Here is a 14,259-nt window from a genome sequence, read left to right on the forward strand (position 1 = left end):
TTATGTCTCGTCGTCAAACGATGCAGGTTATTGGACGGTCTTGACCATTTGCAGACTTTTTTGTCCGTCAAAGCGAACGAGCTTAGCAGATGATAGCTAAAGGCTATATTCTGTAGCACCTGCGAGAAGAGGACAAGGAGCGAGACAGGGTGTCAAACCGTAGCCAACTCGGATGGGTGGACTTTTCCAACGAAGATCGTGAGCGGGTCAAGCATGCGCTCAGCCAGCTGGCGCAGCCTGGCACGCTGGACGAATTGGGCATCGGAGGCTTGCGCGATGCATTCGCCGACCTGATGTTTCCGGGGTTTTCCACCCTCCAGACCCGGGCCAAGTATTTCATCACCGTGCCGCGGATCATCCGCGATTACTTGGAGCTCAGTTGCAAGCGCCAGCGCAAGCAGCCACTTGCCCACTACTTGGAAGAACAGGAAGCGCATCTTTCGGAGTTGCTCAGGCAGAAGCACCGTGATTCTGGCCAGACCGGCATCTCTGGGTTCTCTCTGCAAAAAGGTGAACGGGTTTCCCGACAGCCGTCGTCCATTTATTGGGTTGGCTTGCGCACCTGGAATCTGATCGATACCCAAGGGTCGCTGCGCCAGTTCGCGCAGGCCATTAGCTCGGGAGACGAGCCCTGGAGCTTCCTGCAGGAAGAGGCGGGGGATGACAGCGACGCGCACAGCCCGTCGATGCTCGTCCATCTGGATCGCCATGATCCGGCCTGGCTTGAGGATGTCAGCATCGAACTGAACGATTCTGAGGCGCGCTTCTTGAGCGAAAAACTCAAGGCCGGGCCTGGAAACAACCTCGTCACTCAACTTGAACGATCCGGTTTGCGTGAGCAGGCACTGGTCAAGGGCAAGTCCGGGTTCCCGGCGCTGTCAGCCTGGGTTAGCGATCAAGGGCGGTTGTCTCCTCAGACCCGCGACACCGTCGCCATGGCGCAGGCGTTCAGTGAGCTGATTTACGGTGCTCATCTGCGTTTGAACATGTTGCTGGTGCGTCACGGCGTCGAGCACCGGGCTCTGGTGGATATCTACAGCGAATACTGGGACGCCTGGCGTTCGCAGGCCCATGCCCAGCCGCAGGAGGTCGGTCGATGGCTGGCGCATACCCAGGTTTCGCTACCCGGCCATACCAGGGCATTTCTCGAAAACTGGGCTCGGGGGCTCGCTGGTAATGCTCAGGGGGACAAGCTGGACAGGTTGATCGAAGAGCAGGCCAGGGCCCACAAGAACCAGCGCAGCATCCTCAACAGGCGCCTGCCCGAAGACTTCGAATGGCATGGCATGTCGCGGCTGGACTACCGCTGGGCACAGGTGCGCAACGTGCTGCGGGATGTACAGGAGGGCTTGGCATGCTGAATCCGCATTCCAACCGTATCGACTACGGCGACAAGCTCACCGCGCCTGAAGGTTTTACCTTGAGCCACGCGGTGGCGACGACCTACTCGCTGGATCTTGAAACTTTGCTGTGCCTTCCATTGGCGCTGTCCTTCAATTGCACGCCTGAAGGCGACCTGAAGGCCGACAAGCTGGCGCTGCTCGAGGCGATCAGCCAGCTCAAGGGCAAGGTCAAAGTGTTCTTCCAGCAAGGCTGCATCAAGGCGCCGCGCCAGTTCAACTTGCTTTTCTCGCTGCTCGAACCCTTGTTGGTGCCTCAGGTGCCGACGCAAGTCTTCAGTGCGTTCCACCCCAAGCTGTGGCTGCTGCGCTTCACCGATCAGGCCAAAAAGGTGCGCTACCGATTGCTGGTGATGTCGCGCAACCTGACCTTCGACCGCAGCTGGGACCTTGCGATCGCCCTGGAAGGCGAGCTGGCCGGTACCCGCAGTGACGACAACCAAGGGTTGGTGGCGCTGCTCAAGTCATTGATGCCTGGCACCGAGGACTTTCGCAGCGAGCTGGCGTTGCTGGCCAAGGAACTGCCGCGGGTCATCTGGGACAGGCCAGATGGCTTCAGTGCCTTGAGCACCTTGCCCGAGAAACCCGGGCAGTCGCCGCTGCTGTCGTGCCCGAACGCTGACACCGTGATGGTCATGTCTCCGTTTCTTCACCCCGATGCCCTTGACCAGCTCAAGCAGGGCCGCGCCCGCCGTTGGCTGTTCAGCCGCGCGCAAGAGCTCGAGCACCTGGGCCAGGAAAGGCTACAAGGCTGGGAGTGCTTCGCGCTCAACCCCCGGTTGATCGACGGCGAGGATGAGCTCAGCCACGCCCGCCCGCAGGATCTGCACGCGAAGATGGTGCTGCTGCAGGAGGGGCCGATCAGCCACTGGCATGTGGGGTCGGCCAATGCCACCAAGGCGGCACTGGGTGGCAGCGGTGCGCAGCCGCGCAATACCGAGTTCATGTTGCGCCTATCGAGCGGCAATGCCCGGCAGTCGGCGCAGCAACTGCGTGCCGAGCTAGTGGGCAGCGAGCAGGAGCCCAATGGAATCTTCCTGCCCCACCGCTTTGGTGCATTGTCGTTGCAGCCCGAGCAGCCAACCGAAGAATGTCTGCGCAGGCTGTTGTACCGGTTGATCCAGGCCGACTGGTGCATGCGCGCAGTGGCCGATGCCAGTGGCACCTACACCTGCGTCATCGAGTGCCAGCCAGAAGTACTGGTGCCCGATCACAAATGGGTGATCGAGGCGCAGCCGCTGGTCAGTGGGCAGCCTCAGGTATTGGCCCCGCGCCTGGTGTGGGAGGGGGTGGGTCTCGCCCAGCTCAGCGCCTTCCTGATATTGCGGGTAGGCGCGGGGGCCGAGGTGGCGAGTGAACTGGTGATCAAGCTGCGCCTGGAGATCGAAGGCGATGACACCCGGGAGCAGCACATCACCACCACCCTGATCGACAGCCCGCACAAGCTGTTGGCCTACCTTCACATGCTGCTGAGCCCCACCCATGTCCACCGGGTCGACACCCGCGCGAGGGATGGGGGAGGCAACGACGGCGATGCCGACACGCTCATCGGCCAGATGCTCAACGGCCCCCTGCATGAAGCGCTACTGCGATGTGCGGCTCGCCAACCGCAAAAGCTGCAACGCATCGACGATATCCTGACGAAACTGGCCGAAACCGAGAATCTGATTCCCCCAGAACTCCACAGTTTGTGGGCACAGTACCAAGCGTTTTCGAGGAGCAAAGCATGACCGGGTGTGTATCGGACCGCGAAAGCATCGAGCTGGCCCTGCAGCGCACCTGGTGCAAGCTCAAGGATTTTCAGCGCGCAACCGTCGAGCGCATCAGTGCGCAATTCAATGATCCGCAGCATGGCGGGCGAGTGCTGGTCGCCGATGAGGTGGGGCTTGGCAAGACAATCGTCGCCAAGGGTCTGATCGTGTCGATGTTGCGCGACTGGCGCAAGCGCGAGCCCATGCGCGTCACCTATATCTGTTCCAACCTGAGCCTGGCCGCCGAGAACCTGACCAAGCTGGCCGTGTTCCCCAGCGGCAGCAACTGGGTTCGCCAGCCTTCCTATGAACGCTTGGCGCACGTCGCCCTTCGTCAGCCCGAGCAGGAGGGCGCGGTGCTGGAAATCTGCACGCTCACCCCCGCCACGTCGTTTGCGCTGACGATGGGCACTGGCAATCGTCGTGAACGGGGCATCATCCTGGCGGCGCTGCTGTGCCACCCGCAGTTGAAAGGCTCGCGGCGAAGTTTAACGGTGCTGTTTCAGGACCGGGTGAAGGATGCCGGGGGATGGGAGGAGGAGCTGCGCCAGATCGAGCGACAAGGTTTGTTCGAGCCGATCGTGACCCGCTTCCTTGCGCAGATCGACCGTGCACAGCCAGACCAGGGGCCGACACTGCTGGAGCAACTGCGCAGCGTCGCCGACCTGCGTGCCGAACGCCACCGTGCCAGCAGGCGCGAGATGATGCGCGCGCTGCGGGTGCTGTTCGCACAATGCTGCGCCACGCAGTTGCGTGCCGACCTATTCATCCTTGACGAGTTCCAGCGCTTTGAAAGCCTGCTGAACCAGGCCGAGGACAATGAGCACTCGCTGATCGCCCGAGAGATCTTTAGCCGCGAGCGCGACTGCAAGGTGCTACTGCTCTCGGCCACGCCGTTCAAGGCCATGAGCACGGTGGCGGACGACGAGAACGATGACAGCCACTTGGGCAAACTCAAGCAGATTCTGGCGTTTCTGAGCCTGTCGCCACTGCAGGACTACGAGCCGGCGCGCAAGGCATTGCAGGCCGAGCTGCTGCGTCTGGGAAGCGATAGCGTCAATGCCAGGACCCTGGATGACGCGCCCAGGCGGGCAGTTGAAGGCTTGTTGCGCCCGCTGATCTGCCGCACGGAGCGCGGCCAGATAGCGCAGGATGTCGATGGCCTGATCGATGCCAAACCCTTGCGGCCAGGGCCAGAACTGCGGGCTGACGATATCCGCGCCTACGTCGAACTCGACCAACTCGCCGTGCTGCTGGAAAACGACAACGCGCGGCAGCTGGCTAGCCAGCTCATGAGCTTTTTCAAGTCGGCGGCCTGGCCGTTGTCGTTCAGCACCGGTTACAACATTCAGTACCTGTTGCAACGCCATTACCAGCGCTCGCCTCAGACGCTCAAGCGCATTAACGCCAGCAAGCAGCTTTGGCTGCCCCGTGAGAGGGTGCACAAGTTCATTCTCGACGTTGCCCGCGAAGCACCCAACCCTCAGGTTCGCTGGCTGACCAACCACCTGTTTGCACAGGGGCGCAAAGCCGGCCCGGAAATGTTGCTGTGGCTGCCGCCCAGCTGGCCGCACTATCCGCTCGATGGGTTTTTCGCCGGCCATGAACAGTTCAGCAAAACCCTGTTGTTCTCCTCCTGGGCTATGGTGCCGCGGATGGTCAGCGGCCTGGTCAGCTACGAGGCGGAGCGGCGCGTGCAGCAGCACATCGGTGACAAGACCGAGTACTTCAGTAGGCGCCGCGCGGGCTTGAGTCAGGACGCGCAAGACACCCATGCGCAGCAGCGTCGCGCCGTGATCAAACTCGACAGTGGCGACCTGGCCAACTGGTCATTGATCTACCCCGCGCGCTGTCTGATTGACATCCCAGTCCAGCGTTCACCAGCCACCCTGCGGCAGCGAATCGCCGAACTGACCGGGCACTTCAAGCAGCAGCTGGCGCCATTCAAGCGCAGGTATAGGGGAGGGCACAACAGCCATTATTGGTATCTGTTCGCGCCGATGTTGCTGGACGAGGTTCATGGGAGCTGGACGAGCGATTGGTTCAAAGTCCTGTCGAATCTGGTGCCCGGGGGCGTGCAGCAACGCGCGGGTGAAATTGCCGATCGCATCGGCAAACTGGACGAGCTGGGCGCCATGCCGGCCGACTTGGCGGAACACCTTGCCAAGCTGGCGCTGGGGTCGCCGGCGGTCTGTGCGCACCGCGCCCTCAAGCAGCACTATCCGGAGCAGGACTGCCTGCATGGGCCTGTCAGCCGGGTGGCACTGGGGTTCGTCAGCCTGTTCAACGGGGTGGCCGGCAGCGCGATCGCCAAGCGGCTGGACGCCGAGCACCCCTGGCGCGGCATTGTCCGCTACTGCGCCGAGGGCGGTATCCAGGCGATGCTGGAGGAATACCTCTATCTGCTGGCCCCCAACCGCTCGCTCGAGGGCGTCGTGTCGACCCTGGAAAGCGTGCTGCGCACTTCGCCTTCGAGCGTGAAGGTATGGAGGCTCGACCGCGACCAGGACGACACCCACCTGCGCTGCCATTACGCGGTGCCGCTGGGCGCGCAGAAGTCCACGGACGATGCTGGCCAAGTTCGCATCGTTAGCATCCGGGAAAGCTTCAATTCGCCGTTTCGCCCCTTCGTCCTGGCATCAACCTCCATCGGCCAGGAGGGACTGGACTTTCACTGGTACTGCAGTGAGGTGGTGCATTGGAACCTGCCCAGCAACCCCATCGACTTGGAACAACGCGAAGGGCGGGTCAATCGCTACCAGTCGCTGGTGGTCAGGCGGCGTGTGGTACAGGCAGTGGCTGGGCCGGAGAAGCCTTCGACCAGTTGGGAGCACCTGTTCAAGTCTGCCGAGAGCCCGGCCTGGGGCACCGACCTGGTGCCGTACTGGCACTATCCGCAGGGCGACGCGAAGATTCGTCGCCTGATCCCAAGCCTAGCCTTCAGCGAGGAGGCACGGCGTTATCCGAATATGCAGAAGGTGCTGTCTCTCTATCGCTTGGCCTTCGGCCAACCTGGGCAAAGCGAGTTGCTCGAACATTTGAAAAGCCTGAACCTCGACAGCGATGCGCTTGCCTATCTGAAACGTCAGTTGATGATCCGATTGGCGCCGGTTTTGTACCGCACGGATGTGGGCCGACATTTAATCGCGGTGCAAAGGACCGTAAACGATGACTGAGAATATTAAGAACACGGCGATCACCGCTGCCGGCTACATCTATCAGAATAGGCAGGGGTTGAGGGTGTTGTGCGACTGGCTAGATGCGCCAAGTCGCTACGCAAAGGTCAAGTTCGAATGTGACGTCGAGGCGGATGCACCGATGGGGCTGGATGACATCGTGGTGGAGCGTTCAGACGGTCTGCAGGATCTCAAGCAGGTAAAGTTCACGCCAAACCCTGATGCACATCCGCTGTCCTGGGATTGGTTGCTTGAAAAGTCTGGTAAGACAGAGCGGTCCCGGTCGATGTTGAAAAAATGGTACGACGCATACAGGTCGCTGGATCCCGCGCGGATCGGCGAGATCTCTCTGCTGACCAATCGCCGACCAGATGCCGAGATCGAAGTCTGCCTATCGAACGGCAAGATTGATTTTTCCAAAGTTGCTGGTCCGAGGCGCGCGGCGCTTATCGCCGAGCTTGGCGACGAGAACGACTGCAAGAAGTTTCTCGACCAGTTGCAGATCACGCACAGCGATAAGGGTTACGAAACCCTTGAGCACGAGATTGACGCAAGGTTACGCGCGCATGGCACGCCGGAGGGCATCGCCATACTCAAAACCCTTGCGTTGAACTGGGCTACTCAGAAGGACTCTCCGCCGCCGTCCGGCTGGATTACGTTGCCAGAGCTTCGCGCGATCCTTCAAGCGACGCCGCCTGCACCGCTGCCCGAGGATTTTGCAGTCCCCAAAGGGTATGAGGTGCCCGATGCAGTCTTCCATCGCGAATTCGTCGAGGAAGCCATGCGCTCGGCCGGTAAGGCGATTGTCTTGACTGGGCCGCCAGGCCGTGGCAAGAGCACCTACCTCAGCGCTCTGTGCGACACGTTTGCCGAAAAAGATATTCCTACTGTACGCCACCACTACTTTTTGTCCACGACGGAGCGTGGTCGGGATCGCGTACACAGCTACGTTGTCGAGGAGTCCATCCGGTCGCAGATCAAACGATTTCATCCGAACGTTCCTTCTACCTCAGGCAGCCTACGAGCATTATTGGAAGCCGCTGCATCCCACTACAAGTCGCTCGACAAACCGTTCGTGCTGATCTTGGACGGTCTTGACCACGTATGGCGCATCCATGCTGCAGACAAACAACCGCTTGAGGACTTGTTTTCTCAGTTGGTGCCTTGCCCTGAGAACTTGGTGCTGCTGGTCGGTACACAGCCAGTGGACGACACTCAATTGCCTGCCGACCTTTTGGTAGCGGCGCCCAGGGCAAATTGGAAGATGCTCCCGCCCATGTCCGGCGACGCCGTCCTTTCATACCTGCAACAGGCAGTGCAGACCGGTCGGTTGAGCACGCGTCTTGAGCCCGTAGAGCTTGAGGAACCGGAACCTCATGGTGAGGAGAGTAAGGCTGAAACGTCTAGAGCTTCCGCAATACATGAGGCAGCTATCGAGCAGGAGTTGCAAAGTGCTGCTGCCGCGCTCCGCGCCAGGACCAATGGGCATCCGCTGCATGTCATTTACGCAACCTCTGCACTGGTGCTTGCTGGTGGCAAGGTTACGCGATGGGACGTCGAACAACTCACTGGTGATCTGAGCCAAGAAGCGAAGTTCTATTACGGATCACTGTGGGAGCGTCTTTCTCCTAGCTCGAAGGATGCCCTGCGATTGGTATGCACCTTTCCGTTCTTCTGGCCGCGAACCGCATTCGCTGAGATCGCTACCGCGATGGGGCTGGCTGCGCCGGAAATCGAGAAGGTGGCACATCTGCTTCATTCGTCGGCCGCTGGGCTGAAGGTCTTTCACGAGAGTCTGGCCGTATACGTGCGCTCGACCGATGGATACTCCGATCGTATCGCTGAACTGAGGCCGCAGGTTGCGCATTGGCTAGAGACTTTGGCGCCCGACGCGTTGAGGGTGAACTGGCTCTGGACGATCCAGGCGCAGCTCGGTGATCCAGGCAATCTTATCGCCGGTTTGACCCGTGACTGGGTGCTACAGCGCCTGGAAGAGGGTTATCCGCAGTCGCTATTCGACACATTGATCACCGACGCCGTAACTGCAGCGCTTGACCGGGCTGAGTTCGCGCAGGCCTATCGCCTTCAGCACTTGAAGGACCGCATGATTGAGGGCAGCAAATACCAGATGCCGGACGAGGACATGGCTCGACTGGCTTCCTATACGTGGACGCTGGCGCCGGACGATGGAGTGATCCAAGAAAACGTTGCTTCCAGGCACGAGGCGGAAATAGAACTTGTAGCGGCGTTGGGACTTGCGCTGCAATCGCGCGGCGACCATACCGTGGCTGAGATGTGTGGTGAAGAAACGCTGCGACGCTTCCGAGGTGCGAGTCGGTTCTCGAGCCAGTATGCGACGGGGAGCGGTTTGGATGCTTTCAGATTCCTGGCTGCTGCGTTTGCGCAGTTGGGTGCAGTAGGGACCACCCCGGAGTGGCTCACGCAGCTTGCAACACGGGCTCATCCGGAATGGTGGTTGCCGTGCGTACGGTTGATGGCCGCAGAGGGGCAACTGGACGAATTGATGTCACTCGCAGCGTCGATGGGTGACGGCTGGCGCAAGCATGTGGTCAGCGATGCCTGCCTCCGAGCTGCGGCTCAAGTCAATGTCAGCATTGTCGAGCGTCCCGACTTCAATGAGCTCTCGACGACACCCTTTGTTGCTGCTATCAGGGCTGGCTGCACACGGTCTGTGACGCCCTTGAGCGCGGATATCCCGATTGATTGGCTGGAGCTGGACTACCGTAAACGGAGGGTGGGGGTGGCGAGGTTGGTACACCACTGGTTTTTCAGTACCGTGCATTTGAGTTTTTGCATGGCCGCAGAGGCGCAAACTGAATTCAGCATTGTACGCGCACCAATCTATGCGGACCGAGAAAACATTACAGACTTCCTGAATGCCCTCTCGGGCGTCGCGACACAGGTTGCGAATCGCTGGTGGCGAGGAGAGTTTGTGGATTTCCACGACCTCTATGAGTTACTGGAGCCGCTCGAGTACCGACATTTTCGACAAAGCTACGACTGGCAATCGTCGGCTGATGATTTTCGGGCAGCGCTGCATCGCGTGGCCTGTGATGTCCGACTCGGCAGCATCCTGTTAGGCCATGACGTCGAAGCTGATCTGACCGAAGCTACGTTGTCCGCCTCACGGACCTTCAAATGGTTCGATGCCGTGTCCTTCCGTGAGCAGTATGCCTCTGGACGTTTGACGCAGATGTCTCATGAGGCCGCCGCAACCTTTGTGAGATCCCAACACGAGCTTTTTGATGCGGAAGTTCGTCAGGAGACCAGCGTGCATTTGCAGACGCCGCTGCAACTGTGTGGAATCGCCGTTGCGCATGGTTTGGAGGACCCCGCGCGTAAACTATGTCGACAGACCTGGGAGCTGGCAACTGGCTTTTCGCATCGCAAAGACCCGACGTTGAGCAAGACTCTTGATGCGATAGGCTTCCTGGTCGACCACGCGCCAGAGGCTGCACGCCAACTGCTGGCGCAGGTGGCTTCTCAAGTCCACTCGGTGCTCGACTACACGGACGGCAGTGGTACCCGACATGTGTTGGCCGAGGCAGACGTGTTGCTGGCCAAGCTGGCTCCTGCCGCATTAGTGACCAAGTATGAGGAGCATCTGAGCGCGGGGCAGTGGACTGCGGCTGAGAATAGTCTGAGTGCCTACATTGAGCAGGGAGTGAAGTCTGGCTGGCAGCTTGACGCGCTGATGCGCACAGGGCTGCATCCGAATGTTGGCAACGTGCTGCAGCGCCTTTCCAAGGAGGGTATTCCGGGTGCCGCTGAGCGACTGCAGGAACTCATCGCTCACGGAGGATGGGATATCGGTGTGCTGGATCGCGAGGAACATCCTCGTTCTAACACCGATCGAAAACCTTTTGATGGTGACGTCTCAGCCTTCGAACCCGAACAACTGGAGGCTTTGCTGGATCGTCTCTCGGGTCGTGGCTACGACGACGAAGCGGTGCTACAGGACTGGTATCGGTATTGGGAGGGTAACGGTCAAGGGAAGCGGCTTCTAGAGGCGCTCGATGTTCCGTTGTTGTCGGCCCGGGGGCTGGGCCGTGGTTTACTTCATATGTCCGGTCACGCCTTCCACACCAGACGCAAAATGAGTGGTCTGAGGGCGGCTTGGAAGTATCTCGTGGAGGCACAGATCAACAGTGGCGGGTGGATGAACTTCATGGAGGGCGAAGAGAAGACGCTGGCACGGTTGGACCTTGTGGCGAAGCATTACCCGAAGCGGTGCGACGAATTCGTAAGTGAAACGACCTATTCCATGTTCGGTGAGCCGGAGCGGCCCAGATTGGCTCCGGGCGAAGCCATGGTCTATTTCTATGCGAAGCAAAAGCGCATTGATGAAGCGGTCGCATTTGCGCAGGTGATGGTCGATTGCGTGCTCGAAGATACTCGAACGCTACCCCTGACTATACCGTGCTGGGGAGTCGAACTGGCGACAGCAGACCTTCAGGAGGAGTGATGGACGATCTTCGAATTCTCATTGCTCGTCTCGGATGGCCAATACCTGCAGGCCGATGGTGGACAATGCAGGAGTTGGCAAAACGACTGGGCGCCCCTGCCACAGCGTCAGAAACCGAGGCTGCGCTCCTGAGATTGCTGAACTCGTGCAAGCTTGAGGCGGAAGTCGTCGAGGCGCTTTGCATTTTCTGGATTGCTGCGGCGGTGGAGGGATACGTTGCCAATCTGGACTTGTTGAAGCGCACACCCAAACCGTCCCTGCTGTCCAACCTGTTCTTACAGGCCCTCGGTTTTGAGGCGCAGGCGCTCGATGTCGACCTTAAAGTGGCGCCGCCAGACTTCGAGATCCCTGCTGACTTCGATGGCATGCAGGGGCTGCAACTGGCCAGGAACTTACGAACGAATCTGAGCCGGCTAGAGAATCGGACCTCGCTCCCGCTAATCCGCCAGATGGCGTTCGAATGGACTCAGAACCAGACGGCTTATCCTGAGTCGCCCATACAGGGGGACTTCTGGCACTTTGCGCGGTCGCTGGGCGAAGGATTCGTGGGGCCGTACTCGAGTCGTGCCGCCCTTCGTGGGATTTCTGCCTATCTGCGTACCTTGGTGGTAGCAGAACAGTTGTGGGGGCTGCCGGCCGGCGTCGTTCGCCATTACGCGCTTAAAGCACTGCCCGTTCATCCAGCGCTGGCTGCGCTGAGTCCGTCACGTCCGGCATGGGGGCTGATTCGGGGGGACTTCAGCGGGGGCTCAAAGGTGATTGAGGAAATCCTGCGAGGTGTCGTCGACCGCGTTGCAGCCGAGCGGCCCGGTGATGAGTTAGTTGCGCTCAGCTCTCCCGTAGAGATGACGATGGGGCGTTGTGTTGAGGTATCGCTGGTGCGTTGGTTGCAGGTCGGTGACAGTGAGGTGGCGGATCAGGACTTGGCAGTACATCTCGACACCTACTGGCACGACATGCCTACGCTGTCGAGCGCTCCTACGAAGCCACTCGACGGAAAGATATGGCTGCGTAGAATGCCTATCGATGAGCTTTTGGACGACCCGTCGGCGTCTTTGCCTTTGGCGGGACGGGTTGACTTTGATCGCATGGGATACCTGCAGCTGCACCTCTATCCATCTAGATTATTTGTGCCTACTGTCGTGCATACTGATCAAATCGAGGTGCGCCAAGAAGGCGGTATGCTTGAGGTCCTAGAGGGTGAACAAGTGGTGGCGGATTATTCCCATTGGAACTCGGGCTGGGGGCCGGTGCGGCCGACGCAGCTGAGTGGGGCCTGTGGTGCAGCCTTAGTGTCGCGCGGAACGGCCTACCGCGAAGTGCCTGTCTCTGAAGGCCAAGTGGTTCGGTCATTCTATCTCTGGCAAGTTCGGATACTTCAGCGGAACAGCACGCAGGAAGCGTTCGATGAGGTCTTGAAGGGCGGGGTCTTCTTTGTCTAATCAACTGTCGCTTCCACGCTGACGGGGTAGGGCGGCGCTTGTACCGGAACGTGACGCCCTTGAGCTGGGTGACCACCCAGCGCAAGGTTGACTCAACCAGTCCAAGCGAACGAGCGGCATCGATACTGTTGTAGCTTTTTTCTAAGCACTGTACGAAGAGAGATCCGGCAGCAGGCCAACGTGACCATGGTGAGATAACTTATTGTGAGCTTGCAGTAACGCGTGGCCAGCCGGCGGTGCTCTTTCAGCCAGCCAAATAGACGCTCGATGACATCCCGCTCCCAGTACTTGGTTTGTCGAATAGCCGTAGGAGGCCGCGTTTCGGCTTGCGTTTCATGGCGCGGTAACCTCTGGCCGTTGGTCAGTGCCGATAATCCTCCGCGCCACGTCTGTTGGAGCAGCTTGGTTTTCGAAGGTGGTGAGCTTAAGCGGCGGTCTTACTCTCGGGAGCACTCTGGAAAGCGAAAAATCACCGCGAAGACAGTTTTGGCACCCAAGATGAACAGCGTGGTCGGCAGATTACCGAAAGCGCTGAGCATTTTCGGTTGGGGGCATCCTTTTCAAACCATCCAAAGCATGCCCTCAAATATGCCCCAAATTTAGCAATTAACTGGAAGCAAATGGCTATTCGAGGCTAGAAAAAGGCAGAAATGATCAACTAATCAAGCATGCGCGAAGCCCCTAAAGACTCTCAGGGTCGCCAAAAAACATTTTGACTTGGCTCTAGGACGGTGTTTACAGCCCAAAAAAAACTAATTTTGCCCCCAATTTTGCCCCCATTTACACCGGGTGCGCGAGCGATCGTGAATGGCGATTTCTGACGCGGATCTGGATGGTCGTGGCTGGTATTCAATGCTCCCCTGTATACTCGATGACCAATTCGAATCCGGCAAATCCTTGGTGGTTCGATGAGTCGATATCCTTAATCGGAGTTGTCCGGGATGTCTTTCAGCGCCTGTCCTGAAATTGGCATCGCCAAATACTCATGCTCTGCGCGATGTTGCAACGGCGCTGGTCGCCAGAGGGGTCAATCCACGTGCCCATCGGAAGTTGAGGCCCAATGCCAGGCGTCTAGATACGCAATCGGCGTTAAAAGTGCGGGGCAAAGTTGAGCATCGTGGTGGTCGTGGATCTCGATAGTCCAGTCGGGCCTAAAACCTCGTGCTTCGGCTGGCAGCGTTGGGGGCTAGAGGGAGCGTCTGTCCTACGTTATTCCTGGCCAGTCATGTCTGTGTCCTGAATCGCTGATCAGTCATCAGGCAAGTGCAACTGCACTACGGCCAAATCCGCTTCTTCGAGCAGTGCATGCGCGACATCTTCGTCGGTGTGCAGTACCCGGCCACCCGCTGAGGTACGCCCGATCAATCCGGCACAGGACGCAAACGCGTAGAACGCCCCGGCTGGACTGACTCATTCAAGGCCTGGGGTGTCGTTCAGCAGCGCCACCATCAAATCGCGACGACTCTGGAATGCTACCCGGCTTTCACGGATGAAACCCTTGGGACCTTCAAGTGCCGCGAGCGCGGCCTGTTGCGACGCAGCGATGGCGCCAGAGGTTTGCTGACCTTGCAGTTTTTCCATGGCGTCCAGCAACCAGCGCGGCCCTGTGGCGAAACCGATTCGCCAGCCGGTCATGGCATAGGCCTTGGACACCCAGTTCGTGGTCAGGGTGCGCGGTGCCAGTCGTGGTTCAACCTGGGGCAGGGTATGGAACGCTTGATCATCAAAAATCAGATGCTCGTAGATGTCATCGGTCAGAATCAGCACGTGAGGGTGAGCCAACAACATCTCGGCCAGGGCGTGCAGTTCTTCCTGGCTGTACACCGCGCAGGTCGGGTTGGACGGCGCCCATTGCTGCTGGGAAGCCTGGTGCTGTAAGGGCTGGGGACGCTGGGCTGTCCCACTGAACCTGGACTGGGGCATGCGACGGGAGATGATGAGTCAAAGCTATACGACCAGACTGAATGAACTGTGGACGGTGTCTTGCGAGTAGTCGGTCACTTC

Annotated in this window: 5 protein-coding genes and 3 pseudogenes; 6 read left to right on the forward strand and 2 right to left on the reverse strand. The window is 59.3% G+C overall.

Annotated elements, in window-relative coordinates; genetic code table 11:
* The first annotated feature begins 149 nt into the window (after positions 1-149).
* From AC19YS_RS14720 to AC19YS_RS14740, 5 genes are read left to right on the forward strand one after another with little or no spacing between them, the layout of a single operon-like run.
* Positions 150-1,361 (forward strand): DUF6361 family protein, encoded by a 1,212-nt coding sequence (locus tag AC19YS_RS14720; RefSeq protein ID WP_200624677.1) that lies wholly within the window; start codon positions 150-152, stop codon positions 1,359-1,361.
* Positions 1,355-3,130, forward strand: a complete 1,776-nt coding sequence (locus AC19YS_RS14725) for a phospholipase D family protein (protein ID WP_120448541.1) — start codon at positions 1,355-1,357, stop codon at positions 3,128-3,130. Before AC19YS_RS14720 ends, AC19YS_RS14725 begins: the two co-directional genes overlap by 7 nt.
* Positions 3,127-6,327 (forward strand): helicase-related protein, encoded by a 3,201-nt coding sequence (locus AC19YS_RS14730; RefSeq protein WP_200624678.1) that lies wholly within the window; start codon positions 3,127-3,129, stop codon positions 6,325-6,327. Before AC19YS_RS14725 ends, AC19YS_RS14730 begins: the two co-directional genes overlap by 4 nt.
* Positions 6,320-10,813: an ATP-binding protein gene (locus tag AC19YS_RS14735; RefSeq protein WP_200624679.1), complete on the forward strand. Its 4,494-nt coding sequence runs from the start codon at positions 6,320-6,322 to the stop codon at positions 10,811-10,813. Before AC19YS_RS14730 ends, AC19YS_RS14735 begins: the two co-directional genes overlap by 8 nt.
* Positions 10,813-12,255 carry a multidrug DMT transporter permease gene (locus tag AC19YS_RS14740; protein WP_234452639.1) on the forward strand — a complete coding sequence of 481 codons (1,443 nt, stop codon included), beginning with the start codon at positions 10,813-10,815 and terminating at the stop codon, positions 12,253-12,255. The genes AC19YS_RS14735 and AC19YS_RS14740 overlap by 1 nt, the downstream gene beginning before the upstream one ends.
* 92 nt (positions 12,256-12,347) lie before the next feature.
* Here the strand turns inward: AC19YS_RS14740 and AC19YS_RS14745 are convergent.
* Together AC19YS_RS14745 and AC19YS_RS14750 are read right to left on the reverse strand one after the other, a co-directional pair.
* Positions 12,348-12,598, reverse strand: a pseudogene (locus AC19YS_RS14745) (transposase); the annotation flags it as partial.
* A gap of 929 nt (positions 12,599-13,527) precedes the next feature.
* Positions 13,528-14,103 (reverse strand): annotated as a pseudogene (locus tag AC19YS_RS14750) (aminotransferase class I/II-fold pyridoxal phosphate-dependent enzyme); the annotation flags it as partial.
* 34 nt (positions 14,104-14,137) lie between these two features.
* Between AC19YS_RS14750 and AC19YS_RS14755 the strand changes: the two are divergent.
* Positions 14,138-14,248 (forward strand): annotated as a pseudogene (locus tag AC19YS_RS14755) (DUF4113 domain-containing protein); the annotation flags it as partial.
* Positions 14,249-14,259 lie beyond the last annotated feature (11 nt).

The organism is Pseudomonas sp. MF08831 (assembly GCF_059862645.1).

Excerpts from the sequence above, each read along its gene's own strand:
- AC19YS_RS14725 (WP_120448541.1), top strand. The coding sequence starts at position 1,355 with ATGCTGAATCCGCATTCCAACCGTATCGACTACGGCGACAAGCTCACC.
- AC19YS_RS14730 (WP_200624678.1), top strand. The coding sequence starts at position 3,127 with ATGACCGGGTGTGTATCGGACCGCGAAAGCATCGAGCTGGCCCTGCAG.
- AC19YS_RS14735 (WP_200624679.1), top strand. The coding sequence starts at position 6,320 with ATGACTGAGAATATTAAGAACACGGCGATCACCGCTGCCGGCTACATC.
- AC19YS_RS14740 (WP_234452639.1), top strand. The coding sequence starts at position 10,813 with ATGGACGATCTTCGAATTCTCATTGCTCGTCTCGGATGGCCAATACCT.